At 72.9% G+C, this 25,316-nt stretch carries 27 protein-coding genes and 3 pseudogenes; 24 read left to right on the top strand and 6 right to left on the bottom strand.

Annotation, left to right across the window (positions count from 1 at the left end):
- The first annotated feature begins 31 nt into the window (after positions 1-31).
- From U6N30_RS24355 to U6N30_RS24345, 3 genes are read left to right on the top strand one after another with little or no spacing between them, the layout of a single operon-like run.
- Entirely contained in the window at positions 32-871 is an 840-nt protein-coding gene (locus U6N30_RS24355) for a WD40 repeat domain-containing protein (protein WP_324274309.1), read from the top strand.
- Complete coding sequence (locus U6N30_RS24350; RefSeq protein WP_324274308.1) at positions 861-1,028, top strand: hypothetical protein; 168 nt, start codon at positions 861-863, stop codon at positions 1,026-1,028. The genes U6N30_RS24355 and U6N30_RS24350 overlap by 11 nt, the downstream gene beginning before the upstream one ends.
- Positions 1,029-1,053: 25 nt before the next feature.
- Entirely contained in the window at positions 1,054-1,767 is a 714-nt protein-coding gene (locus tag U6N30_RS24345; RefSeq protein WP_324274307.1) for a WD40 repeat domain-containing protein, read from the top strand.
- Positions 1,768-1,776: 9 nt separating this feature from the next.
- Here U6N30_RS24345 and U6N30_RS24340 read toward each other — a convergent pair whose 3' ends face one another.
- Positions 1,777-2,082: a hypothetical protein gene (locus U6N30_RS24340; RefSeq protein ID WP_324274306.1), complete on the bottom strand. Its 306-nt coding sequence runs from the start codon at positions 2,080-2,082 to the stop codon at positions 1,777-1,779.
- Positions 2,083-2,583: 501 nt separating this feature from the next.
- Positions 2,584-2,850, bottom strand: coding sequence for a hypothetical protein (locus U6N30_RS24335; RefSeq protein ID WP_324274305.1), 267 nt, complete (start codon positions 2,848-2,850; stop codon positions 2,584-2,586).
- A 252-nt stretch (positions 2,851-3,102) separates the two neighbouring features.
- Here U6N30_RS24335 and U6N30_RS24330 point away from each other — a divergent pair, with 252 nt between their 5' ends.
- The 7 genes and pseudogenes from U6N30_RS24330 to meaB all read left to right on the top strand — a co-directional run.
- The gene (locus U6N30_RS24330; RefSeq protein ID WP_324274304.1) at positions 3,103-4,407 is read left to right on the top strand and encodes a glutamate--cysteine ligase; all 1,305 of its coding nucleotides are present in this window, start codon (positions 3,103-3,105) and stop codon (positions 4,405-4,407) included.
- Entirely contained in the window at positions 4,304-5,800 is a 1,497-nt protein-coding gene (locus U6N30_RS24325; protein ID WP_324274303.1) for an amidohydrolase, read from the top strand. The genes U6N30_RS24330 and U6N30_RS24325 overlap by 104 nt, the downstream gene beginning before the upstream one ends.
- A gap of 8 nt (positions 5,801-5,808) precedes the next feature.
- Positions 5,809-6,297, top strand: coding sequence for a methylmalonyl-CoA mutase family protein (locus U6N30_RS24320; RefSeq protein ID WP_324274302.1), 489 nt, complete (start codon positions 5,809-5,811; stop codon positions 6,295-6,297).
- A 59-nt stretch (positions 6,298-6,356) separates the two neighbouring features.
- On the top strand, positions 6,357-7,571 hold the full coding sequence (locus U6N30_RS24315) for a methylmalonyl-CoA mutase family protein (protein ID WP_324274301.1): 1,215 nt from the start codon (positions 6,357-6,359) through the stop codon (positions 7,569-7,571).
- A pseudogene (gene scpA / locus U6N30_RS24305) lies at positions 7,568-9,435 on the top strand (methylmalonyl-CoA mutase). The gene U6N30_RS24315 and the pseudogene scpA overlap by 4 nt, the downstream one beginning before the upstream one ends.
- The gene (locus tag U6N30_RS24300; RefSeq protein ID WP_324274299.1) at positions 9,399-9,773 is read left to right on the top strand and encodes a cobalamin-dependent protein; all 375 of its coding nucleotides are present in this window, start codon (positions 9,399-9,401) and stop codon (positions 9,771-9,773) included. Before scpA ends, U6N30_RS24300 begins: the two are co-directional and overlap by 37 nt.
- Before the next feature lie 58 nt (positions 9,774-9,831).
- Positions 9,832-10,682 (top strand): annotated as a pseudogene (meaB, locus tag U6N30_RS24290) (methylmalonyl Co-A mutase-associated GTPase MeaB); the annotation flags it as partial.
- Positions 10,683-10,787: 105 nt separating this feature from the next.
- Here meaB and U6N30_RS24285 read toward each other — a convergent pair.
- Positions 10,788-11,213, bottom strand: coding sequence for a gamma-glutamylcyclotransferase (locus U6N30_RS24285; protein WP_324278443.1), 426 nt, complete (start codon positions 11,211-11,213; stop codon positions 10,788-10,790).
- Positions 11,214-11,333: 120 nt separating this feature from the next.
- On the opposite strand from U6N30_RS24285, the pseudogene U6N30_RS24280 reads away from it, so the two are divergent.
- The 14 genes and pseudogenes from U6N30_RS24280 to U6N30_RS24215 form a co-directional block, all read left to right on the top strand.
- A pseudogene (locus U6N30_RS24280) lies at positions 11,334-11,669 on the top strand (FAD-dependent oxidoreductase); the annotation flags it as partial.
- A gap of 86 nt (positions 11,670-11,755) precedes the next feature.
- On the top strand, positions 11,756-12,781 hold the full coding sequence (locus tag U6N30_RS24275; RefSeq protein ID WP_324274297.1) for an NAD(P)H-quinone dehydrogenase: 1,026 nt from the start codon (positions 11,756-11,758) through the stop codon (positions 12,779-12,781).
- A 184-nt stretch (positions 12,782-12,965) separates the two neighbouring features.
- Entirely contained in the window at positions 12,966-14,408 is a 1,443-nt protein-coding gene (locus U6N30_RS24270) for a metallopeptidase domain-containing protein (RefSeq protein ID WP_324274296.1), read from the top strand.
- A complete protein-coding gene (locus tag U6N30_RS24265) occupies positions 14,408-14,632 on the top strand; it encodes a hypothetical protein (protein WP_324274295.1) in 225 nt (74 codons plus the stop codon). Before U6N30_RS24270 ends, U6N30_RS24265 begins: the two co-directional genes overlap by 1 nt.
- A gap of 130 nt (positions 14,633-14,762) precedes the next feature.
- Entirely contained in the window at positions 14,763-15,209 is a 447-nt protein-coding gene (locus U6N30_RS24260) for a hypothetical protein (protein ID WP_324274294.1), read from the top strand.
- Entirely contained in the window at positions 15,188-17,695 is a 2,508-nt protein-coding gene (locus U6N30_RS24255) for a reprolysin-like metallopeptidase (protein WP_324274293.1), read from the top strand. The genes U6N30_RS24260 and U6N30_RS24255 overlap by 22 nt, the downstream gene beginning before the upstream one ends.
- A 194-nt stretch (positions 17,696-17,889) precedes the next feature.
- A complete protein-coding gene (locus U6N30_RS24250) occupies positions 17,890-18,390 on the top strand; it encodes a hypothetical protein (RefSeq protein ID WP_324274292.1) in 501 nt (166 codons plus the stop codon).
- The gene (locus U6N30_RS24245) at positions 18,285-19,253 is read left to right on the top strand and encodes a rhamnosyltransferase WsaF family glycosyltransferase (RefSeq protein ID WP_324278442.1); all 969 of its coding nucleotides are present in this window, start codon (positions 18,285-18,287) and stop codon (positions 19,251-19,253) included. The genes U6N30_RS24250 and U6N30_RS24245 overlap by 106 nt, the downstream gene beginning before the upstream one ends.
- Positions 19,246-20,169, top strand: coding sequence for an NAD-dependent epimerase/dehydratase family protein (locus tag U6N30_RS24240; protein ID WP_324274291.1), 924 nt, complete (start codon positions 19,246-19,248; stop codon positions 20,167-20,169). Before U6N30_RS24245 ends, U6N30_RS24240 begins: the two co-directional genes overlap by 8 nt.
- Positions 20,162-20,692 (top strand): glycosyltransferase family A protein, encoded by a 531-nt coding sequence (locus U6N30_RS24235; protein WP_324274290.1) that lies wholly within the window; start codon positions 20,162-20,164, stop codon positions 20,690-20,692. The genes U6N30_RS24240 and U6N30_RS24235 overlap by 8 nt, the downstream gene beginning before the upstream one ends.
- Positions 20,689-21,099, top strand: a complete 411-nt coding sequence (locus U6N30_RS24230) for a hypothetical protein (protein ID WP_324274289.1) — start codon at positions 20,689-20,691, stop codon at positions 21,097-21,099. Before U6N30_RS24235 ends, U6N30_RS24230 begins: the two co-directional genes overlap by 4 nt.
- Before the next feature lie 79 nt (positions 21,100-21,178).
- Positions 21,179-22,552, top strand: coding sequence for a class I SAM-dependent methyltransferase (locus tag U6N30_RS24225; protein ID WP_324274288.1), 1,374 nt, complete (start codon positions 21,179-21,181; stop codon positions 22,550-22,552).
- Between the two features lie 642 nt (positions 22,553-23,194).
- The gene (locus U6N30_RS24220; RefSeq protein ID WP_422677977.1) at positions 23,195-23,563 is read left to right on the top strand and encodes a glycosyltransferase; all 369 of its coding nucleotides are present in this window, start codon (positions 23,195-23,197) and stop codon (positions 23,561-23,563) included.
- Between the two features lie 111 nt (positions 23,564-23,674).
- The gene (locus tag U6N30_RS24215; protein WP_324274287.1) at positions 23,675-24,100 is read left to right on the top strand and encodes a glycosyltransferase family 2 protein; all 426 of its coding nucleotides are present in this window, start codon (positions 23,675-23,677) and stop codon (positions 24,098-24,100) included.
- Positions 24,101-24,109: 9 nt separating this feature from the next.
- Here U6N30_RS24215 and U6N30_RS24210 read toward each other — a convergent pair whose 3' ends face one another.
- Genes U6N30_RS24210 through U6N30_RS24200 form a run of 3 tightly spaced genes read right to left on the bottom strand, consistent with a single transcriptional unit; the run spans position 24,110 to position 25,316 of the window.
- Positions 24,110-24,469: a Wzt carbohydrate-binding domain-containing protein gene (locus U6N30_RS24210; protein ID WP_324278440.1), complete on the bottom strand. Its 360-nt coding sequence runs from the start codon at positions 24,467-24,469 to the stop codon at positions 24,110-24,112.
- On the bottom strand, positions 24,391-25,125 hold the full coding sequence (locus U6N30_RS24205) for an ABC transporter ATP-binding protein (protein WP_324274286.1): 735 nt from the start codon (positions 25,123-25,125) through the stop codon (positions 24,391-24,393). The genes U6N30_RS24210 and U6N30_RS24205 overlap by 79 nt, the downstream gene beginning before the upstream one ends.
- On the bottom strand, positions 25,083-25,316 hold the full coding sequence (locus U6N30_RS24200) for a hypothetical protein (protein WP_324274285.1): 234 nt from the start codon (positions 25,314-25,316) through the stop codon (positions 25,083-25,085). The genes U6N30_RS24205 and U6N30_RS24200 overlap by 43 nt, the downstream gene beginning before the upstream one ends.

Raw genomic sequence — 25,316 nt, 5'->3', positions numbered from 1 at the left:
GTCGGGGGCCTTCACCGCGGACGGCCGCCGCGTGCTGCTGCTCCTGGCGAGCTTCGACCCCGCCGCGCGGGGCTTCTCGTCGCGCTGGCAGCTGGTCTCCGTCGATCCGGACCGCCCGCGCGCCGACGACACCGGGATCGGCGGGACGCATGCGGTGCCGGTCCACGAGCTGGCCGCCACCGTGTCGGACGACGCGGTCGGGGCGGTCCTGTGGGGGTTCGACGCCGGCGCGCCTGCCACCCGGATCGACCTCACCGACGGCAGTCAGGCGGCCCTCGCCGTCCCTGCGAGGACCGTCGAGAGCCTCGGCTTCCTGGCCCTCCCGGCGGGTGCGGCGCAGCTCTGGGCGGACGGCACGGTCACCCTCTACGACCGCGACGGCGAAGCCGTCCAGACGCTGGACGCCCACCAGGCGCCGGTGCGGGACCTCGCGCTGTCCCCGGACGGGACGTGGGCCGTGACGGTGGGCGACGGGGGTGCCGTGGTGCTGTGGGACGTCGACGCCCCGACCGGCCGCTGGTCACAGCGGGAGCTGCTCACCGGTCACCGCGGCGACGTCGTCATGGCGGAGATCGATCCCGCCGGCCGCCAGCTCGTCACCGCCTCGCTCGACGACACGGTGATCGCGTGGGACATGACCGGCGACGCCGGGTTCGGCGCGCTGTATCCACCCACGGGGAGCGCTGGATCTCCAGCCAGCCGCAGCTCGTCGGGCCGGGACTGCTGGTCGCGCCGACGCGGGCGGCGAGCAGCGCGCGGGTCGATCCGGCGTCCCCGCCGGACGACACGGTCGGCGTGGCGGCCACGTTCCTCGACCCCGAACCGGCGAGCTGGTCGAAGAGATCGCGCTGGGCGACACGGTGCCCGGTGACATGTTCGGCTCGTCGGCCGCGGTCAGCCCGGACGGCAGCATGGTCGCCGTCACCTGGGGGCTGGGGGCCACGGTGCTCGACACCCGGACCCGCGAGGTGATCTCGCAGGTGACGCTTCCCGCGGGGGAGGGGACGCCCCGCCCGGCCAGCACGTGACGGACTGGCCGGTGTGGTGCGCGGCGTGGACCCAGGACGGGACGCGACTCCTGCTCGGCATGGACGGCACCCCGACGGCTTCAACGGGGACGTGGCCGTCGTCGATCCCCGCACCGGAGAGGTGGTCGACGTGGCCGGGGTCCCCGTCACCGCTCAGGCGATGCAGCCGACACCGGACGGGGAGCACATCGTGGTGGCCGGCCGGGCGGGCGGCTCGATCCACGTGCTGGACGCGGACACCCTGGACTGGGTCGACAGCGTCGACCTGGGCTCCAGGGACTTCGTCGTGACACTCGCCTTCTCACCGGACGGTCGGCGGCTGGTCGGTGGCGGCAAGTTCGGCCTGCTGCACGTGATCGACACCGGATCCTGGGAACCGGTCGCCCTGCCCGCCAACGTCCACGACGACGCCGTCCTCCAGGTCGAGTGGCTCGACGATCGGACGGTCGTCTCCTCCGGGGTGGACGCGACGGTCCGGCTCTTCGACGTCGAGCGGGGCTCGTCCGCGCCCAGCCGCTGCGGGCGGCGACCGACCCGGGTACCGGCTCCACCTGGTTCGTGCCGGAGCCGGGGAGGAGGTCATCGCCCTGAGCGGGGACCGGCCGGGCCGGCGGTACCCCTGGACCCGGGCCGCTGGGCCGACCAGGCGTGCCGGATCGTCGATCGCGACCTCACCCGGGAGGAGTGGGACCGCTACCTGCCCGAGCAGCCGTACGAGGCCACCTGCACGAGCTCCTGACGTGGTGTCTCACAGCGGGTCGCCGTGGCCCATCCTGTCCCGGTCGTGGATCGAGGGCGCCGGCCGGGTCGCGTCGCACGGCGGCTGGCGGAGCACGTAGCTCTCGTAGGCGTCGGAGAACAGCAGGGGGCCGTCGTCGCCGAGCCGGCCGGGGTGGAACCACACGCGGGTCAGCGATGCCGCGCACGTCTCGGAGTCGAAGACCCCCGGGTGGCCGCCGGCCGCCGAGGGGCCGGCCCAGGCCACACCGGTGGCGGTCGCGACGGCGACGACGACGGTGGTGACACGACGGGTGTGCGAGCGGGTGGTGGACATGGCCGGTGCCTCTCGGTCGTTCGCCGGGTCGTTCCCGGCGACGCGACCAGCACAGGCGTGGCCGGTTGCGGTCCGGCTCGCCGCGGTTGTGGCCTGGTTGTCACCGCCCGTCGGCGGCGCTCGCACGGCACCTGCGCCTGCGGAGCCGGCGCCGCGCGTCAGCAGTCGGAACTGAGCACGAACGCGTACCCGTGCGCCACGAAGAGGGTGCTGCCGGCCGCGGCGGCGGAGGGCAGTCGCTCCAGGCGCAGGCAGGTCGACGGGCTGGGATCGCCTTCCACTGGGACGGCGGACGCCGGTCCGGCCGTGCTGAGCAGTCCGGTGGCGAGGAGGGGGCGGCGACGGCGAGGACGGCGGCGCGACGACGGTTCGGGGAACGGGACATGACCGGTACCTCCGGGGAGCGGCGCCGGGGGATCCCGGCTGCGCCTCCAGTCCACGCAGGAGCGGTTGCGGTCACAGCCGGACCGGTTGTGGTCCGGCTGTGACGGCGTCCACCGGCTACCGGGTGGCCAGATCCGGGGAACAGGCCGGCTGCCGGGACAGGCGGCTGTCGTAGGCATCCGACACCAATCGGTACTGGTGGTGAGCGGCGTCGAGGGTGCCGGGCCAGACGCCCGCCGGGGCGATGGCCACGACGCAGGCGTCCCGGTTCAGGGCGGGCGGGTCCGCGGCGGCGGTTCCGCTGAGGACGCCGGCCAGCAGCGCGGCCGAGGTCAGGGTGATCGTGGCGGTGGAGGCGGGGTGGTGGAACAGGCGAGTGGACATGATCCGTACCTCACGGTGGAGTGGGCCGGGCCGTCCGGGCTGCACGAGGGCGCAGGGCGGGTGGTCGTAGGGGCCTTGTGGATGTGCGCCGGTAGCGGAGGGTCTCCGCCCGGTGCGGGCGTCGGTGGATCCCGACACCGGGAAGAGGTCCGACCGCGGTGCAGGGATACGGCCCGCGCGGCCGGATCACCGTGGGGAGTGATCTTGCTCCGCCACCGGGTGGCGGGCTGGGAACGAACCTAGACTTCCGACGTGCAGATCCCTTTCGAATCCTCGCAGCGCGCCAGCCTGGGTGTGGAGTGGGAGCTGCAGCTCGTCGACCGGGGAACCCGCGAGCTGACCGCGGGCGCGGTCGAGATCCTCGAGGAGATCCGGCCCGAGGGCGCCGAGGAGCATCCCAAGGCCAAGCACGAGCTGCTGCAGTCGACGATCGAGATCATCACCGGGGTCTGCACCACGGTGTCGGAGGCCAAGGCGGACCTAGCCGGAACACTCGCCGAGGTGAGCGCCGTCGCCGAGCGCCGCGGACTGGGCCTGCTGTGCGCGGGCACGCACCCGTTCACCGACTGGCAGACCCAGCTCATCTCGCCCAAGGAGCGCTACCTCCAGCTCGTCGAGCGCATGCAGTGGCTGGCCCGGCGGCTGCAGATCTTCGGCGTCCACGTGCACGTCGGCGTCCGGTCGCCGGAGAAGGCCATCCCGGTCGTCAACGCGCTGTGCCAGTACATCCCGCACTTCCTGGCGCTGTCGTCGTCCTCGCCCTACTGGGTCGGCTGCGACACCGGCTTGGCGTCGTCCCGGACCAAGATCTTCGAGTCGATGCCGACCGCGGGACTGCCCTACCAGCTGGCGGGCTGGGACGAGTTCGAGGACTACATGGAGACGCTGATCTCGACGAACTCGATCGAGAGCGTCCGTGAGGTGTGGTGGGACGTCCGCCCCCACCCCGGCTTCGGCACCGTGGAGCTGCGCATCTGCGACGGGCTGCCGACCCTGGACGAGATCGGCGCGGTCGCCGCCCTCAGCCAGTGCCTGGTCGAGCAGTTCGACACCCAGCTCGACCGCGGCTACACGCTCCCCAGACCGGCGAGCTGGGTGCTCCGGGAGAACAAGTGGCGGGCGTCCCGCTACGGCCTGGACGCCGACATCGTCGTCGACGAGAAGGGCACCGTCCGGCCCGTGCGGCAGGCGATCCTGGACCTGGTCGAGGACCTGGTGCCGACGGCGAAGCGGCTGGACTGCGAGGCCGAGCTGCGCGACGTCGAGCGGGTCCTGGCCGTCGGTGCCTCCTACCAGCGGCAGCGTGCGGTCGCCGCGACGTCCGGCGGCGACCTGAAGCCGGTCGTCGACAGCCTGCTCGCGGAACTGCGGGACGGCCTGCCCTCCTCGGGCCCCGCGGGCGATCCCGCCGCTCCGGTGCCGGGACCGGCCGACTGCGCTGGGGGCACGCGGCGTGACCCCGGTCGTCGAGAAGCTCGGTGCCGCCGTCGACGACTGGGTCGCCGCCAACCAGGGCGCGCTGTCGGCCACCCGCCGGCACCTGCACGCCCATCCTGAGCTCGGCTACGCGGAGTTCGAGACCACCTCCTTCCTCGAGCAGCGGCTGCGCCACCACGGGCTCACCCCGCGCCGGCTGCCCACCGGCACCGGGCTGACCGTCGACGTCGGCTCGGGCGGACCGGTCGTCGTGCTGCGGGCCGACATCGACGCGTTGCCACTGGCCGACCTCAAGGACGTGCCCTACGCCTCCACCCGCGAGGGCCTCGCGCACGCCTGCGGCCACGACGTGCACACCACCGTCGTGCTCGGCGTGGCCGTCGCGCTCGCGTCCATGGACGGGCTGCCCGGCACCGTGCGCTGCGTCTTCCAGCCCGCGGAGGAGACGGTGCCCGGCGGCGCGACGGAGGTGGTCGCCTCCGGTGTGCTGGACGGGGCCTCCCGCGCCTTCGCGCTGCACTGCGACCCGTCGATCCCCGCCGGGACCGTCGGCCTGCGCACCGGCGCGATCACCGCGGCCTGCGACCGCATGGACGTCACCCTCATCGGCCCGGGCGGCCACACCGCCCGGCCGCAGCTCACCGTGGACCTGGTCGACGCCCTCGGGCGGCTGATCACCGACGTCCCCGGTCTGCTGTCCCGGCAGGTCGACCCGCGGACGGGGATGTCGCTGGTCTGGGGCGCGGTGAACGCCGGCGTCGCGGCCAATGCCATCCCGCAGCGCGGCCAGCTGCGCGGCACCGTCCGGGTCCTGGACCGGGAGGCCTGGAAGGGCGCCGAGGAGCTCATGCGCTCGCTCGTGGGGCGGGTCGCCGCCACCACCGGCGCCGAGGTGGACGTCGACTACATCCGCGGCGTCCCGCCGGTGGTCAACGACCCCGCGCGGTCGCGCTGCTGCGGGCCGCGGCGCTCGAGACGGTCGGCAGCGACCACCTGGTGCTGTCCCCGCAGTCCATGGGCGGGGAGGACTTCGGCTGGTTCGCCGACGTCATGCCCATCGCGCTGGCCCGGCTGGGCACCCACGGTGGCGGTCCGCCGCTCGACCTGCACCGCGGGACGTTCGACGTCGACGAGCGCGCGCTCGGCGTCGGTGTGCGGCTGCTGGCCCGCACCGCGCTGCACGCCCTCGAGGCCGACGCCGAGCCGTCTCCCACCAGCCCACCCGCACCCCTCGCAGGCGGCGTCCGGCGCCCGGAGACACTGCAGGTCACACCGCCGTGGAGGAGACCCACCGAGGATGAGTTCCACCGACCAGCAGGCTGACGCGCCGGCCCCGGCCGACGCCCCCGCTCCTGCTGACGCAGAGGTGCCGGCCGAGCACGAGGTCCCCAGCGACCTCTCGCTGGCCGCCGAGTTCGACGCCGCGACGCGGGACCAGTGGCGGGAGCTGGTGGCCGGGGTGCTGCGCAAGAGCGGCCGGGGGACCTGCCCGACCCGGTCGAGGAGGCGCTGAGCCGCACCGTGGCGACGGGGGTGCGGGTCGCCCCGCTGTACACGGCCGACGACGCGGCGGGCCTGGCCGTGGCCGCGGGCGTTCCCGGACTGCCGCCGTTCGTCCGCGGTGCCCGACCGGGTGGTGGACCGGCCGGATCGGCGGAGGTCAGCGCCGCGGGCGGCGCCCAGGGCGGTGCCCCCGGCGCCTGGGACGTGCGCCAGCGGCACGCGCATCCGGACGTCGCCGTCACCCGGGAGGCGATCGCCGGCGATCTGGAGAACGGTGTCACCTCGTTGTGGCTGGTGGTCGGGGAGGGGGCGGTCCCGGCCGACGAGCTGGGCGCGGTGCTGTCCGAGGTGTTCCTCGACCTGGCGCCGGTGGCGGTGACCGGTGGCCTGCCGGCCGCGGAGGCGTTCCTCGCGCTGGTCGAGGGCCGGGACGACCTGGCTGCGGGCGGCTCGCTGGGCCTGGATCCGCTGGCGGTGCAGGCGGCGACGGGGAGCGGCAGGACCTGACCGGGCTCGCCGCCATCGCCCGCCGGGCCGCCGCGCATCCCGGGCTGCGGGCCGTCGTCGTGGACGCCACCGTGTTCCACGACGCCGGGGCGTCGGTGGTGGAGGAGATCGGCTGCTCGCTGGCGGCCGGCGTCGCCTACCTGCGCGCCCTCACCGAGGGCGGTCTGTCGGTGGACGAGGCGTTCGGCCAGCTCGAGTTCCGCTACGGCGCGACCGCGGACCAGTTCACGACGATCGCGGCGCTGCGCGCCGCCCGCCGGTTGTGGGACCGGGTCGGTGAGGTCAGCGGTGCCGCGCCGGAGGCCCGGGCCCAGCGGCAGCACGCCGTCACCTCCTCGGTGATGACGACGAGGCGTGACCCGTGGGTGAACATGCTGCGCACCACGGTGGCCTGCTTCGCCGCCGGCGTGGGCGGCGCGGACGTGGTGACGGTGCAGCCGTTCGACGCGGCGCTGGGCCTGCCGGACGCGTTCTCCCGCCGGATCGCCCGCAACACCCAGAACCTGCTGGTGGAGGAGGGGCACCTGGCCCGCGTGCTCGATCCGGCCGGTGGCTCCTGGTACGTGGAGTCGCTGACCGACTCCCTGGCACGGGCGGCCTGGGACTGGTTCACCGAGATCGAGCGGGCCGGGGGTCTGGTCGCGGCGCTGGACTCGGGCCTGGTGGGTGACCAGATCGCCGCCGCGTGGGACGCGCGGGCGCGGCGGCTGGCCACCCGCAGGGACGCGCTCACCGGGGTCAGTGAGTTCCCGAACCTGGCGGAGAAGCTGCCCGTACGCGAGCCGTACGCCTGGGCGGCGCCGTCCGGCGGGCTGCCCAGGGTGCGGGCGGCGCAGGAGTTCGAGGCCCTCCGCGACGCCGCCGACGCCGCCTCGCAGTCCGAGGGCGCGGATCGGCCGGCCGTCTTCCTCGCGACGATCGGGCCGATCGCGAGGCACACCGCGCGCGCCACCTTCGCGGGGAATCTGTTCCAGGCCGGCGGCCTGGAGACCCCTACCGGCGACGGTGCCGAGGGCTTCGCCGACGCGGGGACGACGGTCGCCTGCATCTGCGGCACCGACAAGGACTACGCGTCCGACGCCGCCTGCCTGGCGAAGGAGCTCAAGGCGGCCGGGGCGACGCAGGTGTGGCTGGCCGGGAAGCCCGACCTCGCGGTGGACGGCGTCGACGGCTACCTGTTCGCCGGGTGCGACGCGCTCGACGTCCTGCGGACCGTGCACGCCGAGTTGTTGGGCCGAAGTGGCCGCAATGGCCCCCAGGGAGGTCAGGCATGAGCGCCATACCCGACTTCGGTTCCGTCGAGCTGGGCCGTCCGTCCTCGGACGTCACGGCCGACGACTGGGCGAAGGCGTTCGAGGAGACGACCGGCCGGGGCGTCGAGGAGGCGGCCTGGGAGACGCCGGAGGGGATCGCGGTCCCACCGCTGTACACGCCCGAACACCTGGCCGGCCTGGACTTCCTGGGCACCTACCCGGGCGTCGCGCCGTACCTGCGCGGGCCGTATCCGACGATGTACACGACGCAGCCGTGGACGGTCCGGCAGTACGCCGGGTTCTCCACCGCCGCGGAGTCCAACGCGTTCTACCGCCGGAACCTGGCCGCCGGGCAGAAGGGCCTGTCGGTCGCGTTCGACCTGCCGACCCACCGCGGCTACGACTCCGACCATCCGCGGGTGCCCGGTGACGTCGGCATGGCCGGGGTGGCCATCGACTCGATCCTGGACATGCGGCAGCTCTTCGACGGCATCCCGCTGGACAAGATGAGCGTCTCGATGACGATGAACGGCGCCGTCCTGCCGGTGCTGGCGCTCTACATCGTCGCCGCGGAGGAGCAGGGGTGGCGCCGGAGCAGCTCACGGGGACGATCCAGAACGACATCCTCAAAGAGTTCATGGTGCGCAACACCTACATCTATCCGCCCAAGCCCTCGATGCAGATCATCAGCGACATCTTCGCGTTCACCTCGCAGCAGATGCCGCGGTTCAACTCCATCTCGATCTCCGGCTACCACATCCAGGAGGCCGGGGCGACGGCCGACCTGGAGCTGGCCTACACCCTCGCCGACGGCGTGGAGTACCTGAAGGCCGGCCAGGCCGCGGGGATGGACGTCGACGCCTTCGCGCCCCGGTTGTCGTTCTTCTGGGCGATCGGGATGAACTTCTTCATGGAGGTCGCCAAGCTGCGGGCCGGGCGGCTGCTGTGGGCGAAGCTGGTGCGCGAGGCCGGGGCGCAGAACCCGAAGTCGCTGTCGCTGCGCACCCACTGCCAGACGTCGGGGTGGTCGCTGACCGCGCAGGACGTCTACAACAACGTGGTCCGCACCTGCCTGGAGGCCATGGCCGCCACCCAGGGGCACACCCAGTCGCTGCACACCAACGCCCTCGACGAGGCGCTGGCGCTGCCGACGGACTTCTCCGCCCGGATCGCCCGCAACACCCAGCTGCTGCTGCGGCAGGAGTCCGGCACCACGCGGGTCATCGACCCGTGGGGCGGCTCGGCGTACGTGGAGAAGCTGACCTACGACCTGGCCCGCCGCGCCTGGGCGCACATCCAGGAGGTCACCGAGCACGGCGGCATGGCCCAGGCCATCGACGACGGCATCCCGAAGCTGCGCATCGAGGAGGCCGCCGCCCGCACCCAGGCCCGGATCGACTCCGGCCGCCAGCCGGTCATCGGCGTGAACAAGTACCGGGTCCAGGCCGACGAGGCCATCGAGGTGCTGCGCGTCGACAACGCCGACGTCCTTTCCCAGCAGAAGGCCAAGCTGGAGCAGCTGCGCGCCGAACGTGACGGCGAGGCCGTGCAGGAGCACCTGCGCCGGCTCACCGACGCCGCCCGCGCCGCCGCGGAGGGACGGCGGGGAGCGGGCTGGAGGCGAACCTGCTCAAGCTGGCCGTCGACGCCGCCCGCGCCAAGGCCACCGTCGGGGAGATCTCCGACGCCCTCGAGGAGGTCTACGGGCGGCACGCCGGCCAGGTGCGCACCATCTCCGGTGTGTACCGCGACGAGGCAGGAGCGTCCGGGCCGATGGAGGAGACCCGCCGCAAGGCCGAGGAGTTCGCCGACGCGGAGGGTCGCCGGCCGCGCATCCTGGTCGCCAAGATGGGCCAGGACGGCCACGACCGCGGCCAGAAGGTGATCGCCACCGCGTTCGCCGACCTCGGTTTCGACGTCGACGTCGGCCCGCTCTTCCAGACACCGGAGGAGGTCGCCCGGCAGGCCGTCGAGGCCGACGTGCACGTCGTCGGCGTCTCCTCGCTGGCCGCCGGCCACCTCACGCTGGTGCCCGCGCTGAAGCAGGCGCTGGCCGAGCTCGGTGCCGACGACGTGATGATCGTCGTCGGCGGCGTCATCCCGCCCGACGACGTCCCGACGCTGCAGGAGATGGGGGCGGCGGCGGTGTTCCTGCCCGGCACCGTCATCGCCGAGGCGGCGCAGGACCTGCTCAGGCAGCTGTCCCAGCGCCTCGGTCACTGATGGCGGCTGTCGACGTCCCTGCGCTCGCCGAGGGGGTCCTGGCGGGGACCGCCGCACGATGGCGCGCGCCATCACCCTGGTCGAGTCGCGGCGCGGTGACCACCGGGAGCGGGCGCAGGAGCTGCTGGTCGAGCTGCTGCCGCACGCCGGGGAGCGCGCCGGGTCGGGATCAGCGGGGTGCCGGGCGTGGGCAAGTCGACCTTCATCGACCAGCTCGGCGTCGACCTGACGGCGGCCGGGTCGAAGGTCGCGGTGCTCGCCGTCGACCCGTCGTCCGCCCGGTCCGGTGGCTCGATCCTGGGGGACAAGACCCGGATGGCGCGGCTGGCGGTCGACGAGAACGCGTTCATCCGGCCCTCGCCCACCTCAGGGACGCTCGGCGGGGTCGCGCAGGCGACGCGGGAGTCGATGGTGGTCGTCGAGGCGGCCGGCTACGACATCGTGCTGGTGGAGACGGTGGGCGTCGGGCAGTCGGAGATCGCCGTCGCGGAGATGGTCGACTCCTTCCTGTTCCTGACCCTCGCACGCACCGGGGACCAGCTGCAGGGCATCAAGCGGGGCATCCTCGAGAGCGCCGACGTCATCGCCGTGAACAAGGCCGACGGGCCGGCCGCGGGCGACGCGCGCAAGGCCGCCCGCGAGCTGTCCGGAGCGATCCGCATGCTGCGCGGCCACGACGAGACCTGGGACGTGCCGGTGTTGACCTGCGCCGGGCTCACCGGTGACGGGCTCGACGAGGTCTGGGCCAAGCTGGTCGAGCACCAGGACCGGATGAGGGCCTCGGGCCGGTTCGACGAGCGGCGCCGCACCCAGCAGGTGCGCTGGACCTGGCAGCTGGTCCGCGACTCCCTCGAGCACCAGCTCCGCGCGCACCCGGGTGTGCGGTCCGCCGTCCCGGACCTGGAGAAGGCGGTGCTGGCGGGCGAGCTCACTCCCGCGCTGGCCGCCCAGCAGATCCTGCAGACCTTCCTCACCGCCCCCGAGGACGCGCCCGCCCCCGTTCCTGAGGGCACCTCAGACGCCGGTGGAGCGGCAGTCCCTCGTGCGCAGGTCGCGTACGTAGTCCGCGGGCGCACCGGCCGCCTCCGCCGCGTCGGCGAGCGCACCCAGGTAGCGGGCCGACGGGAGGCCGCCCTCGAACGCGTCGAGCACGTAGACGTAGGCCACGACGTCGCCGCCCAGGGTGTGCACCCGCAGGTGCAGCTTCCGGTAGAGCCCGAGGTCGGCGCCCTCCCAGGCGTCCAGGGCCCGCTCGTCGGCCTCGGTCAGGTCGTAGAGCGCCACGAACACGCCCGGGTGCAGCGCCTCGTGGTCCTCCTCGGCGGGGACGAGCGTGGCCAGCGAGCCCTCCCAGCCGAACTCCTCGGCGCCGAAGGTGAGCCGCCAGCCCTGGATCCAGCCGGTGCCCGCGTGCGGGGACGACGGGCAACGGCGCAGCATCTGCGCGGGATCCATGTTCGACCCGTAGGCGGCGTAGAGGCCCATTCGCCCGACCCTAACCACCGCGGGCGGCAGGCCGGAGGACGCCGGTCACAGCGCTCCGGGGCGGCACCGGGGAGAATGGCCGGACAAGCCGCAGTCGAGCACCGGAGAAGGCACCCCATGACCCGCATCGTCATCATCGGCGGCGGACCGGCCGGCTACGAGGCCGCACTGGTCGCCGCACAGCTCGGTGCCGAGGTCACCGTCATCGAGCGGGACGGCATCGGCGGCGCCAGCGTGCTCACCGACTGCGTCCCCTCCAAGACCTTCATCGCGGCCGCCGGTGCCATGACGTCGGTGCGCGACTCCGCCGTCCTGGGCCTGCAGGGCGCCGAACTCAAGACCGTGGACCTGGACCTGGCGTCGGTCAACCAGCGCGTCAAGGGGCTCGCCGTCGCCCAGTCGGCCGACATCCACGCCCGGCTCGCGGCAGAGGGCGTCCGGATCGTCGCCGGGCAGGGGCGGCTCTCCGACGAGATCCGGGGCTGGCCGCGCACAAGGTGGAGATCGTCGACGCCGACGGACGGGTGTCCGAGGAGCTGGAGAGCGACGTCGTCCTCATCGCCACCGGCGCGGACCCCCGCGTGCTGCCCGGCGCCGAACCCGACGGCGACCGCATCCTCGACTGGCGCGACGTCTACGACCTCCAGGAGATGCCCGAGCACCTGGTCGTCGTCGGGTCCGGTGTGACCGGTGCCGAGTTCGCTTCCGGCTACCTGGAGGCCGGTGTCCCGGTCACCCTCGTGTCCTCCCGCGACCAGGTGCTGCCGGGCGAGGACTCCGACGCCGCCGCCGTCGTCGAGGAGGTGTTCCGGTCACGGGGCGGGAAGATCGCCGAGAAGGGACGGGCCGCCGCGGTGCGCCGCACCGGCAAGGGTGTGCTGGTCGAGCTGACCGACGGGCGCACCGTCGAGGGGTCGCACGCGCTGATGACGGTCGGCACGGTGCCGAACACGTCGGGTCTGAACCTCGGGAAGTGCGGCGTGGAGACCACGGAGTCCGGCCACGTCGTCGTCGACCGGGTCTCGCGGACGTCGATCCCCGGCATCTACGCCGCCGGCGACGTCACCGGCGTCTTCCAGCTCGCCTCCGTCGCCGCCATGCAGGGCCGGATCGCCATGTGGCACGCGCTCGGCGAGGCCGTGGCCCCGATCCGGCTCAAGACCGTCGCGGCGAACGTCTTCACCCACCCGGAGATCGCCGCGGTCGGCGTGCAGCAGAAGAGCCTGCCGGACTACCCCGACGTCGAGGTCGTCCTGCTGCCGCTGGCCACCAACGCACGGGCGAAGATGAGCGACCTGCACGACGGCTTCGTCAAGATGTTCGCCCGTCGCTCCACCGGCGTCATCGTGGGCGGCGTCGTCGTCGCCCCGGGTGCGTCCGAGCTGATCCTGCCGATCGCGCTGGCCGTCACCCAGCGGCTGACGGTGGCCGACCTGGCCCAGACCTTCGCCATCTACCCCTCGCTCTCGGGGTCGATCACCGAGGCCGGCCGCCGGCTGATGGGCGCCGACCACCTCGCCTGACGACAGCCGTGGGAGCGTCGCGGCGGGTCCCTCCAGGGGTGCGGAGTCAGGCCGGGGCGTGGCCTGACCCCTTTCCCGTGTGAGCCGTGGGGCTGCGCGCCGGCTGGGTCCACTGTGACGAGCGTTCCGCTCAATATCCGCTTCGCGGTGCCGATGGACGTCGGCGCCGCCGATGGAGCAGTGGATGCCTTCTGTCCGCGACTCCGCCGCCCTCGGTACGCCGCGTCTCCTGCGCTCCCTCGTGGTCACCGCCGCCGTCGCCGCCTCGACGCTCCTGCCGGGTGCCGTCGCCGCCGCCGACGAGCCGGCCGGCACGTCGGTCACCGGCCGGCTCGTGCACGCCGTGGCCGAGGCGCACCCCGACGAGGCCGCCGGCCACGAGGGCCACGGCCATGCCGGTGACGGTGCGGTCGCCTGGGTCCAGCCGGCCGCGGGCGACGCCGTCCGGGTCGACCCGGCCGCGATGGCCGACCTCCCCACCGGCGCCACCGTCGAGGTCACCCTCGGCTCGGGGACCGAGGGCTCGGACGACGAGGACGAGGCCCTCGAGGTCCTCGAGAAGGACGTCGTGGCGCTGCCCGTGGCCACCCCGGTGCTCCGCGACCCCGCCGGCCTCACCAACCGGGTCACCGTCGTACTGGTGCGGCCGGCCGGCGTCGCCGCCGACGGCGTCACCGAGGCCCAGATCGTGGACACGGTGAACGGCCCGGTCGCCGACTTCTGGTCGCGGCAGAGCAACGGCGCGGTGCAGCTCGGCGTGACCCGGTCGCACGGCTGGACGGCGACGACCGCCGGCTGCGCCGACGCCGGTGCGCTCTGGAACGAGGTCGCCGCGACGGTCGGCTTCGCCGCCGGCGACGGCAACCACCTGCTGGTCTACGTGAGCGGTGCGGCGCCCGGCTGCGCCTACGCGCTGGCCGAGGTCGGCACCACCACGGGGACGGGCGGTCGCCTCTACGTGCAGACCACGTCGTCCTCGGCCATCGTGCACGAGCTCGGCCACAATTTCGGCCTCGGCCATTCCTCGGCCGAGCAGTGCGACGGCGCAGTGGAAGGCAGCGGCTGCCGCACGGTCGGCTACCGCGACCTGTACGACGTCATGGGGGTCTCGCGGTCGCTCATGGGCTCGCTGACCGTTCCCCAGGCGGCACGCATCGGGCTGCTGCCGGCCGCCCAGATCCAGGCGCTCACGGTGCAGGACGCCGTCACCACCACCACGCTCGCCCCGCTGTCCGGGACGACCGGCACACGTGCGCTGCGCCTCACCGACGCGGCCGGCTCCGTCTACTGGCTGGAGTACCGGACGGCGACGGGGCAGGACGGCTGGCTGGGCACGGACGCCGACCGGCACCGGCTCGAGACCGGGGTCCTCCTGCGCCGTGCCGGCACCCTGCCGGACACCTCCGTGCTGCTCGACGCCACCCCGGGTCCGGCGAGCGCCTGGGAGACCGATTTCCAGGCCGCGCTGCCGGTCGGCGTGGCGGTGCCCGTCTCGGGTGGCGCCTTCACCGTCGTCGTCCAGGGCGTCTCGCCGGCCGGTGCCGTCCTGACGGTCACGCCGACGTCCACCGCGGGTGCGGCTCCCGCCGCCCCGCAGCCCCCGCCGCTGAGCCGCGGGGCACGGTGATGACCGGGACCGGCGACGCGGCCCAGGTCGTCGCGGCGGCCCCCGCGCAGCTCGTGGCGCCCGAGCTCGGTGGCCGGGCCATGCGGACCGCCCCGGGGCTCGAGCCGGTCGCGGACAGCTCGCTCGGCACCCTGCCGCTCGTCGCGGCGGCCGGCGCCCTGCTCGCCCTCACGACGCTGCTGGTCGTCCGCCGGCTCCGCGCACGGTCGCCGCGCGCCCGCTGACGCGGCCTCGCGTTGCGCGCAACGGATCGCACGGCGATTCGAAGCGTATGTGACTCGATACAGCGCGTAATAATGCCGCAGCGGTCGAGGCCGCCCCGCAGACCGGTCCCGACTGTCCTGGAGTTCCCTGGTGCTTACCGCCCGCTGGCCGCGGACCCGTCGGACGCTGATCGTCGGCGCCCTCGCGGCGGTCGTCGTCCCGCTGACCGTTGCGCTCCCCGGGGCGCAGGCGGACGACGGCACCGAGCGGTTGGTCGGCGAGCTCGTGCAGGCCTGGGCTGAGCACTTCGACCCGGCCGACGCCGCTGACCACGCCGACGACGGCGATGACGCCGAGGATGCCGACCACGCCCTGCTGAGCTGGGTCGAGACGGCGCCTGGTGAGGCGGTGCGTGTGGCGACCGAGGACGTCGCGGACATCCCGGTGGGGTCGACCGTCGCCGTCACCGTGGGCGACGAGGTCGCCGACGCCGCATCGGAGGACCAGGGGCAGGACCCGGCGCGGGAGGTGCTCTCGGCGACGGTGCTGGCGGCCGCCCCGCAGACCTCCCGCCGGTGGCCCCGGCCGGCACCGTGACCAACCGGGTCACCGTCGTCCGGGTCGTCCCCGCCGTGAACGCCGCAGCGGACACGACGACCCCGGCCGACGTCGCGGCGGTCGTCAACGGATCGGTCGCAACCTTCTGGGGCGAGCAGACCGACGGAGTCGTCGGGGTCGAGGCCACGGCCTGGCCCACGGACGTCGCCCTCTCGGCAGGCTGCGACGACCCGTTCGGGATGTGGCGCGAGGCCGCAGCCACGGTGAATCCCGTTCCCGCCCCAGCGGATCCGCTGGACTCCTACTCGGGGACCGGCAACCACCTGTTGCTCTACCTCGCGAACGCGCCGGTGAACTTCTCGGACTGCTCGGCCGGGCTCGGCACGATCGGGAACGGCATCGGCTCCGGCGGCCTCCTGTACACGGAGAGTGCCGTCGTCTCGATCATCGCGCACGAGCTGGGCCACAACTTCGGCCTCGGCCACTCGTCCAGCCGCACGTGCACCGGCACCGGCTACGCAGGCACGTGCGCCGACTCCCAGTACGCCGACCTCTACGACGTGATGGGCTTCTCCTGGGGACCCGTCGGGACGCTCAACGTCGCCCAGGCGTCGCGCCTGGGCAGTCTGTCGCACGCGTCGTTCGCGATCGGCTCCCCGGTGGAGACCGTCACGCTGGCGCCGGTGTCCCAGCGCAGCGGCACCCGGGCGATCAGGATCGACGCAGGACCCGGCGTCTACTGGCTCGAGTACCGCCCCGCCGCTGCCCGGGATGGCTGGCTCGGCACGAGCGAGAACACCTACGGCCTGGAGGCCGGGGTCCTGCTCCGGAGGGCTTCGAGCGGGCGTGACACGTCGCTCCTGATGGACGGGACACCCGCGGGAGGCGACCTCGACGTCGCGCTGCCCGTGGGCGTCCCGGTGGAGATCGCGGGCGGATCGCTGACTCCGGGCGTCTTCACGGTGACGGTGACGAGCATGTCGCCGGCCGGCGCGCAGGTGCGAGTCTCGGGCCTACCGGCCCGCCCAGGCAGCTCATTGGTCCGCACCCGAGAGAACGCCGAGGTGTACCTGCTCTCGACGACCGGCAAGCACCTGGTCGCCGATCTACCGACGTTGTCGGCGCTGTCTCGCCTCGGGGCTGTCTCCTTCGTCTCGCAGCGGTACCTGGACCAGTGGGCGACCCAGCAACGCATGGGACGGCTGGTGGCGTCGCCGAGCGGGGACATGTTTTTCCTTGATGCGGGGATGAAGTTGCAGTTCCCGTCGTGCGGGCAGGTGGCCGATTACGGTGGGTCCTGCGACGCGCCGGTCGCCCTCGAGCAGTCGCAGATCGATGCGTTCCATACCGGGCCGATGATGACGTCGTTGTACCGGACGACCACCGGGAAGGCGTTCTTCGTCCAGGGTGGGGTGAAGCGGGAGGCGGTGGATGACGCGGCGCTGGTCGCGGCGGGGATGCCGACGGTCGGTGTGACGCTGCTGGAAGCGGGTGTGGCGCATGTGCCCTATGGGGTGCCGGTCACCCGCCCGGGTGTGGCGCTGCGGAACCGGTCGACCGGTGGCATGACTCTGAGCGTGGGTTCTGACTTCGTGTCGGTGGCCGAGCCGGTGCGGGTGGTGTCGGCGTTGCGGGGGCTGCCGGTGCGGCTGCTGGACGATGTCAGCTTGCGTCAGCTGCCGCGGGTGGGGGTGCCGGGGGCGATCGTCCGGGAGGCGGGTGGGTCTGGGGTGTTCCTGCTGACCGAGGCCGGCAAGTGGCACCTCACCGATCCGGCGATGCTGCCTGCGGCGCCGCCGGAGATGCCGGCGTCGGTGCTGGGGTATTTCCCTGATGCGGGGACGTTCAGCGGAGCTGGGTTCGTGAAGGGTTCGGCCAGTGGCACGGTGTACGTGTTGCGGGAGGGTAAGCGGCGCAGCGTCTCGTCCTGGCCGGATCTGGTCGCGCTCAACGGCGGGGATCCGGCGCCGAGTTTCCTGACCATCGATCAGCGGGTGGCCGATCTGTTGCCGGCGGGTCCGGCGCAGCTGGGGCCGGGTGCGTTGGTGTTCTCGCCGCGCAGCCCCACGGTGTTCTTCGTCAACGGCCGGTCCGAGCTGATCCCGGTGGGGTCGTTCAGCACCACGCTGGAGCTGGGTGCGACGCGGCTCGTGCAGGTGGGTGACGTGGACGTGGCCGCCTACACGGTGCGCAACTCCGGCATCGGGACGGCGATCGACTGCGGCGGCACCCGCTACCTGGGGCTGGGCGGCAAGCTGTACCGGGTCGGTACGGACGCCGCCGCCCACTACACCCTGTACGACACGGCCGTGGACCCGGCGGCGTGCGCGGCGCTGCCCAAGGCAGCGATCGACCTGACCCGCTTCCTGCGGGCGGCCGACGGGACGATCTTCTACATGGAGAACGGCCTCAAGCGGCCGATCGGCTCGATGGCGACATTCACCGCCCTCGGCGGTACCTCGACCAACACCATCCAGATCTCCAGCTTCGCGCTGTCCCAGCTTCCCACCGGCCCTCGGCGGTGACGGCGCCGGCCGCGCGCGGTGTCCGCGACCGGCAGGGTGGTCGGGAGCGGCGCTGGTAGCGTGACGCGGGCCGCGGTGGTGGCTCAGGGGCGGCGCTTCACGCGCTGCGGGACCGGGCAGGAACGGCCGTAGCGAGCTCCGGGCGGCGTCGTGTGGGGGCTCGAGCGCGGTCACCCGAACAGAAAGAGGCATGCATGGGCGGGCACGCACGTCGAGCGGTCGACATCCTCCGGACGGAAGGTGTCCGGTCGCTGGCCGTCAAGGCGGCACGGCGCGCGGCGCACAGCCCAGGCGTGACCGGCCGGGCGCTGCGCATGGGGCGACGCGCCGCGGTGATCGCGCGGACCGAGGGAACCCGGTCGCTGACGGTCAAGGCGCTGGACCGCGCACGGGTGCACCTCGTCACCGACCAGCCCGCGCTGGTCCCGCGCCAGGAGATCCGAATGCTGGTCGGCTACGAGGACGCGCTGGAGGTCGACTGGACGCCGCCGCAGCCGTGGGCGACCGAGCCGCTGGTCGTGCGCGACCGCGGTCTGTCGACGGCGTGGATCATGCACCCGCCGGGGAGTCCTCGGGTGGCGCCCAGAACATCTTCCGGTTCATCAAGTACCTGGAGGAGGCCGGCCACCGCGCGACCATCTACCTCTACCACTCGGCCGATCACGCGATCGACGCGAGGTACCTCAAGCAGCTGATCTCGGCCAACTCGTCCTATCCGGCCATCGCGGCCGACTTCCGCGCCTACTCGCCCACCCAGGGCGTCGCAGCGGACACCGACGCGCTGTTCGCGACCGGCTGGGAGACCGCCTATCCCGCCTTCCGGGACCCCTCCCCGGCTCGCCGCTTCTACTTCGTCCAGGACTTCGAGCCCGCCTTCTACCCGGTCGGTTCCGAGCACGTCCTCGCCGAGAACACCTACCGGTTCGGGTTCCACGGCTTCACGGCCGGCCGCTGGTTGTCGGACAGGCTCGCCGACGAGTACGGCATGCGCACGTCGCCGTTCGGGTTCGGCGCCGATCTGCGGCACTACAGCCTGACCCGCACGGAGGACCGCGAGGACATCTTCTTCTACGCCCGTCCGGTGACGACGCGGCGCGGCTTCGAGCTCGGCGTCATGGCGCTCCAGCACGTGGCCCGGGCGCAGCCGGACCGCACCATCCACCTGGCCGGCTGGGACACGTCCAACTACGACCTCCCGTTCCGGCACGTCAACCACGGCGCCCTTCGGATCGACGCCCTGAACGACATCTACAACCAGTGCGCGGCCGGTCTGGTCCTGTCGCTCACCAACATGTCCCTGCTGCCCCTGGAGCTGCTCTCCAGCGGCGTCATCCCGGTGCTGAACAAGGGTCCGAACAACCACAAGGTCGTCCAGAACGAGTTCATCCGCTACGCGGACCCCTCGCCGCACGCCCTGGCCCTGGCGCTGATGGACGAGGTCGCCCGGCCCGACCGCGGGGACTACGCCCGGCGCGCGGCGGCGAGCGTCGCCGACATGTCGTGGGACCAGCCCGGCAAGGAGTTCGTGCAGCTCGTGGTGGAGGCCATGCGTGGCTGACTGCCTGGTCATCGGCGGCAACGGCTTCATCGGGTCGCACGTCGTCGACTCACTGGTGGACCGCGGTCACAGCGTGACGGTCTTCGACCGCCACCGGCCGGGGCCGCCCCGTTTCACCGATCCGTCGGTGCGGGTGGTCCACGGCGACTTCCTCAACGCCGCCGACGTCCGCAACGCCGTCCGCGACCAGGAGGTGGTGCTGCACCTGCTGTCCACCACCGACCCGGCGACCGCCGAGGGCGATCCGACCATCGACATCCGGACCAACATCACCTCGAGCGTGCAGCTCTTCCAGGTCTGCGCGGAGGCCGGGGTGGCGCGGGTCTACTACGCCTCCAGCGGTGGGGCCATCTACGGCGACCAGGACCAGCAGGTCTTCCGCGAGACCGACGTGACCCTGCCGGTCTCGCCGTACGCCATCGGCAAGCAGGCGATCGAGAGCTACCTGCGCTACTTCAGCCGCACGAGCGCGCTGGAGTCGACCACGTTCCGGATCTCGAACCCGTACGGCCCTCGGCAGAACCCGCTGAAGCGGCAAGGCGTGATCCCGATCTTCCTGCGGCGCGTGGCCGACGGGCAGCCGCTGACCGTCTTCGGCGACGGATCGATGATCCGCGACTACCTGTACGTGGCCGACCTCGCGGAGATGATCGCCGAGGTCGTGACCGCCGGAGCCCGCGAGAGCCTCTACAACGTGGGCAGCGGCGTGGGCACGTCGATCTCCGAGCTCGTGCGGACGATCGAGGAGGTCACCGGCCGGGACGTCCAGGTCGAGAACCGGCCGCGGCCGGCGACGTTCGTCGACCACGTCGTGCTCAGCGTCGAGCGCTTCGAGAAGGAGTTCGCCACCCGGGCGACCACGAGCCTGCCGGACGGGATCCGGCGCACCTGGGAGGAGATCACCAGCAATGGCTGAGACCGCGGACGACGACCTGCTCGCGACGGTCGTGGTGCTCACCTACAACGGCGAGCGCTACCTCCGTGACCTGCTGCACGCGGTCACCCACCAGCGGATCGACGGTGCCGTCGAGATCCTGGTGATCGATTCGGGGTCCACCGACTCCACGCTGCAGATCGTGGCCGACTACCCGCACGCCCGGCTCCTGCAGATCCCGAACATCGAGTTCGGGCACGGCAGGACCCGCAACCGGGCCGCCCACGAGGCGCGCGGACGCTATGTGGCCTACCTGACCCACGACGCCGTCCCCGCGCACGACCGCTGGCTCTACGAGCTGCTCAAGCCCTTCGAGATCAGCGAGCGGATCGTCGCGGTCATGGGCAGCCAGATCCCGCGCCCGTGGTGCTTCCCGCTGCTGAAGTACGAGATCAACGCCGTCTTCGAGGGTTTCGGGCCGGGCTTCGGGACGACGCTGTTCTACGACGACGAGTTCATCACCAGCGAGGGGTCCGCAACGCGGTCACCTTCTACTCCGACGTGAACTCCGCGGCCCGCCGCGACATCCTCACCGGTCCCGTGCCGTACCGGGACGTGTCCTACGCCGAGGACCAGCTCTTCGGACGCGACGTGATCGCGGCGGGGTACATCAAGGCCTTCGCCCCGCGGGCGTCGGCGGTCCACTCCAACGACATGACGCTGGCGGAGTACGACGACCGCATGACGGAGGAGACGATGGGCCAGCGCGAGGTCGGCATCGACGTCGCGGTCCCATCCCTGGGCGTCGTGGGCCGGATGATGGTCCGCGGCATCGCCCGGGACTCGCTCCGGCTGGCGCGCGACCGCGACTTCAGCGTCCGCCGCAAGGCCTACCACTTCGTGCTCAACCCGCTGTTCCACTGGCAGAAGTGGCGCGGCGTCCGACGCGGGGCCGCAGCCCCGATGCCGTGACCCGGCGCCAGCCGGCAGCTGTGCGACACCGCGACGCGGCTCCCCCGGAACCGCATCCGACCACCCGAGGAGGGGCAGCATGACCGAGACGACACCGCTGCGGGAGCTCGACGTCCGGACCGTGGACGGGTGCCGCGTCCTGTCCTCGCCCGACCTGGGCTACGCCGACGGCGCCGAGCAGCGCCTCTACGACATCGTGCAGGCGGCCTCGGATCTGTCGTCCAGTTCGCTGGAGCTGGCCGAGGCGGCCACCGACTGGGGGACGACGTACTCGCTGGTCCCCACCCGGGCGAATGTCGTGCGGGGCCTCGATCTGCCCCCGGACGCGAAGGTCCTGGAGATCGGCTGCGGATGCGGTCCGATCACCCGCTACCTGGGTGAGCAGTGCGCCGTCGTGGACTCGGTCGAGCCGATGCCGGCCCGGGCCCGGGTCGCGCGGGCGCGGTCCCGCGATCTGACCTCCGTCGAGGTCTTCGTGGGGACGCTCGACGACGTGCCGGCGGTGCCCACCTACGACGTCGTCATGGTCATCGGCGTCCTCGAGTACGTGGGCCTGGGCGTCCTGGACGCCGATCCCTACCTGACGTTCCTCCGGCAGTGCCACGCGGTGCTCAAGGACGGCGGGACGCTGGTGGTCGCCATCGAGAATCCGCTGGGCGTCAAGTACATCAGCGGGGCTGTGGAGGACCACACGAACCGTCCCTTCGACTCCCTCGAGGGGTACGCCCTGCAGTCGCCCGCCCGCACCTTCCCCCGCCAGGTCCTGCAGGGCCTGCTGGCCGACTCGGGGTTCGCCAGCGAGGTCCTCGCCGCGTTCCCCGACTACAAGCTGCCGCGCGCGGTGATGAACGACACCATGTTCCGAGCCTCCGAGCAGCTGGCGGAGGGGCTGCCGCGGTTCCCCAGCCCGGACTACCTCGTGCCCCGGCTGAACCTGGCCGACGAGGGGCTGACCTGGTCCACCCTGGTCGCCTCCGGGGTCGCCGAGCACTTCGCCAACTCCTTCATCGCGCTGGCCACCAAGGGGTCCGGCCCTCGCTGTGGTCGGGCGACCGCCACGCGGTGCTGTTCAACTCCGAGCGTCAGCCCGAGTACGCGGTGCGCAGCGAGGTCCGGGGCAGCGGGGACGACCTGCACGTGGTGCGTCGTCCCCTCTATCCGGAGCGGGCCCGGACCACCGGTGACGACCTGCCCGTGCGGCACACCATCGCCGAGACCGAACCTGTGGTCACCGGCCGGGATCTCCTCCAGGTGTTCCTGGAGGAGCCGGCCCGCCGGCCGGAGCTGCTGCGGCGATGGGCGGACCTCGTCCCGGACGCCGAGTGGGCCCCGGTGGACCTCGTCCCGCACAACGTCGTCCTCACTGCCGGCGACGAGCTGGTCGCCATCGACCAGGAGTGGAGCTACCGCGGGTACGACCGGGACTCCGTGCTGCTGCGCGGCATCTTCCTGAGCGCCGTCCAGCTGGCGTCGCGCACGCGCCCCGAGCGGCTGCTGCCGGCGGGCACGGTGGCCGAGCTGGTGGCCCTGCTCGGTACCGAGCTGGGGCTGACGACCGACGGGGACGCGTTCGACCGGTTCACCGCCCTGGAGTCGGCCTTCCAGGCGCGGGTGAACACGACCGATGACGCGATCTCGGCGCGGCGGGTGCGCTCGGCGGAGGACCTGCGCGCGGTGCTGGACCTGACGCTCGCCGAGGTGCGCGGCGGCGACCGGTTCGACTTCCAGTGGCAGCGCGCCCGCACCGACATCGACCAGCTGCACGTGATGCTCGAGGAGCACGACGCGCAGGCGGAGGCCACGCAGCGGGACCTCGAGGCGAAGCTCGCCGAGTACACGCTGGCCTTCCACGAGGCCCGGGACGAGCTGGCCCGCCTGCAGGCCCGTCAGCCCGGCGTGCTCGCCCGCCGGGCGGCGAAGAGCGTCCTGACCAGGGCCGGCCTCCTGCAGCGGAAGTGAGCACCGGCCTCGGCGGCCTCCCACCGGGCGGGTCGACGAGCGTCGTCGTCGTGAACTGGAACGGCGGTGAGCTGTTCCTGGACTGCCTGCGGTCGATCGTCGAGGACGCCCGGGGGCGGGCGCGGCCGTCGAGGTCGTGGTCGTGGACAACGCCTCGCAGGACGGCTCGCCGGAACTGGCCGAGGCCCTCGTCGCGGGGCTGCACCTCGTGCGGCGTCCCACCAACGAGGGGTTCGCGGCGGGGGCCAACGCGGGCATCCGCGCGTCGACCGGGGACGTCGTCGTCCTGGTGAACAACGACGCCCGGGTGGAACCGGGCTTCCTCGCGGCGATCACCGCGCCGATGCTGCGGGTCGGCGGGGAGGACGTCGCCGCGGTCACCGGGCGGGTGCTGCTGGCCGGTTCCTACCGGCCGGCGCCGCCGGGCACCGAGGGCGCCCTGGTGGCGCACGACGGGACCCGCTGGGTCCGCGCGGATCCGGGGAGGCCGGGGCCACGCTGCTGAACTCGACGGGCAACCTCATGACCCGGTCGGGCAACGGCCGGGACCGCGACTGGCTGGCGCCGGCGGACGCGCCCCGGCACCGGCCGAGGTCTTCGGGTTCAACGGGGCTGCGTGGCGCTGCGGCGCCGGGCACTGGACGAGGTCGGCCTCTTCGACAGCTCGCTCTTCATGTACTACGAGGACACCGAACTGTCCTGGCGGCTGCGGCGGGCCGGCTGGCGGATCGAGCACGCGCCCACCGCCGGGACGCGCCACCAGCACGCCGCGTCGTCCGGCACGGGGACCGAGTTCTTCCAGGTCCACAACATCCGCAACCGCCTGGTGGTCAGTCTCGCGCAGGCACCCTGGCCGGTCGTCCTGCGGGCGTTGCTGCGCACCCTCTGGCACCTGGTCGCGGGGCCGCGGCGCGGGCGCACCGCCCGGGCGCTGCTGCAGGCGCTGCGGATGGTTCCGTCGGCCCTGGCGACCCGACGGCGCACCGATCGCAGCGCGCGCATCCCGCGCCGTGACGTGGCCCGCTGGATGGTCGCCGACTGAGGCCGACCCTCAGCTCAGGACGTCGATGCGGGTGTCGACGGAGATGACGCCGTTGCCCGCGGTCTCGCCGTCGACGCTGAAGGTCGCGGCCTGAGCCTGCAGGTCGAGCATCTCGCCGTGGATCTCACCGATCCCGACCCGCACGACGTACTCGCCCTCGCCGAGGTGCAGCTGCGGAAGGGTGAACTCGACCTCGTGGCGGCCTCGGCCGAGCTTGAGCTCGACGCCCTCGTTGTGCGTGTTCACGTGGTAGATGCGCTGGCCCAACGGCGTCTCGATGGCGAAGCCCATCATCCAGCGGTCGACGGAGTCCTCGAGGTCGACCGCGACGTGGGCGACCATCGCGGCACCGGCGGGGAGGTCGCGCAGGGCCGTGCCGTCCGCGGTGCGCAGCTGGACGCTCTCGATCGTGCCGCGGGCACCGGACTGGCCGTCGTCGGAGCGGCGGTCGGCGGCTTCGCGCCGGTCCTCGTCGAAGCCGGCCCGCAGCTCCTTGATGGCCTCGCGGGGGCGCCGTCGAACTCCATCCGCCCGTCGCGCAGCAGCACGGCGCGATCGCACAGGTCGCCGACCTGGTCGGCGGAGTGGCTGACGAGGACGATCGTGCGGCCTTCCTCCTGGAAGCTGCGGATCTGGTCCATGCACTTGCGCTGGAAGGGCTCGTCGCCGACGGCCAGCACCTCGTCGACCAGCAGCAGGTCCGGGTCGACGTGCACGGCGACGGCGAAGGCCAGGCGCACGTACATGCCCGACGAGTAGAACTTGACCTGGGTGTCGATGAAGCTCTCGATGCCGGAGAAGTCCACGATGGCGTCGAAGTGGCGGTCGGTCTCCACGCGCGTCATGCCCAGGATCGCCGCGTTGAGGTAGACGTTCTCCCGGCCGGTCAGCTCGGGGTGGAACCCGGCGCCGAGCTCGAGCAGGGCGGCCAGCCGGCCGCGGCGCAGGACCCGGCCGGTCGTCGGCTGGATGATCGAGCCGATCACCTTGAGCAGGGTGCTCTTGCCCGAGCCGTTGGAGCCCATGAGCCCGACGGTCGCGCCGGCCTCGATGGACAGGTTGATGTCGCGCAGCGCCAGAAGTCCTCGCTGTGCCCGCTGCGCCGGCCGCCGCGCAGGACGCGCTCCTTGAGCGACTTCTCCTTGTGCAGGATGAACCGCTTCGAGACGTCGGTGACGCGGATGATCTCGGGGGACGTCGACGTGGACGTGGTCAT

This window comes from Blastococcus brunescens, from assembly GCF_035320885.1.
Classification (GTDB): domain Bacteria; phylum Actinomycetota; class Actinomycetes; order Mycobacteriales; family Geodermatophilaceae; genus Blastococcus_B; species Blastococcus_B brunescens.
Note: the sequence above shows the minus strand (reverse complement) of the source record. Positions and strands in the feature narration are given on the sequence as shown.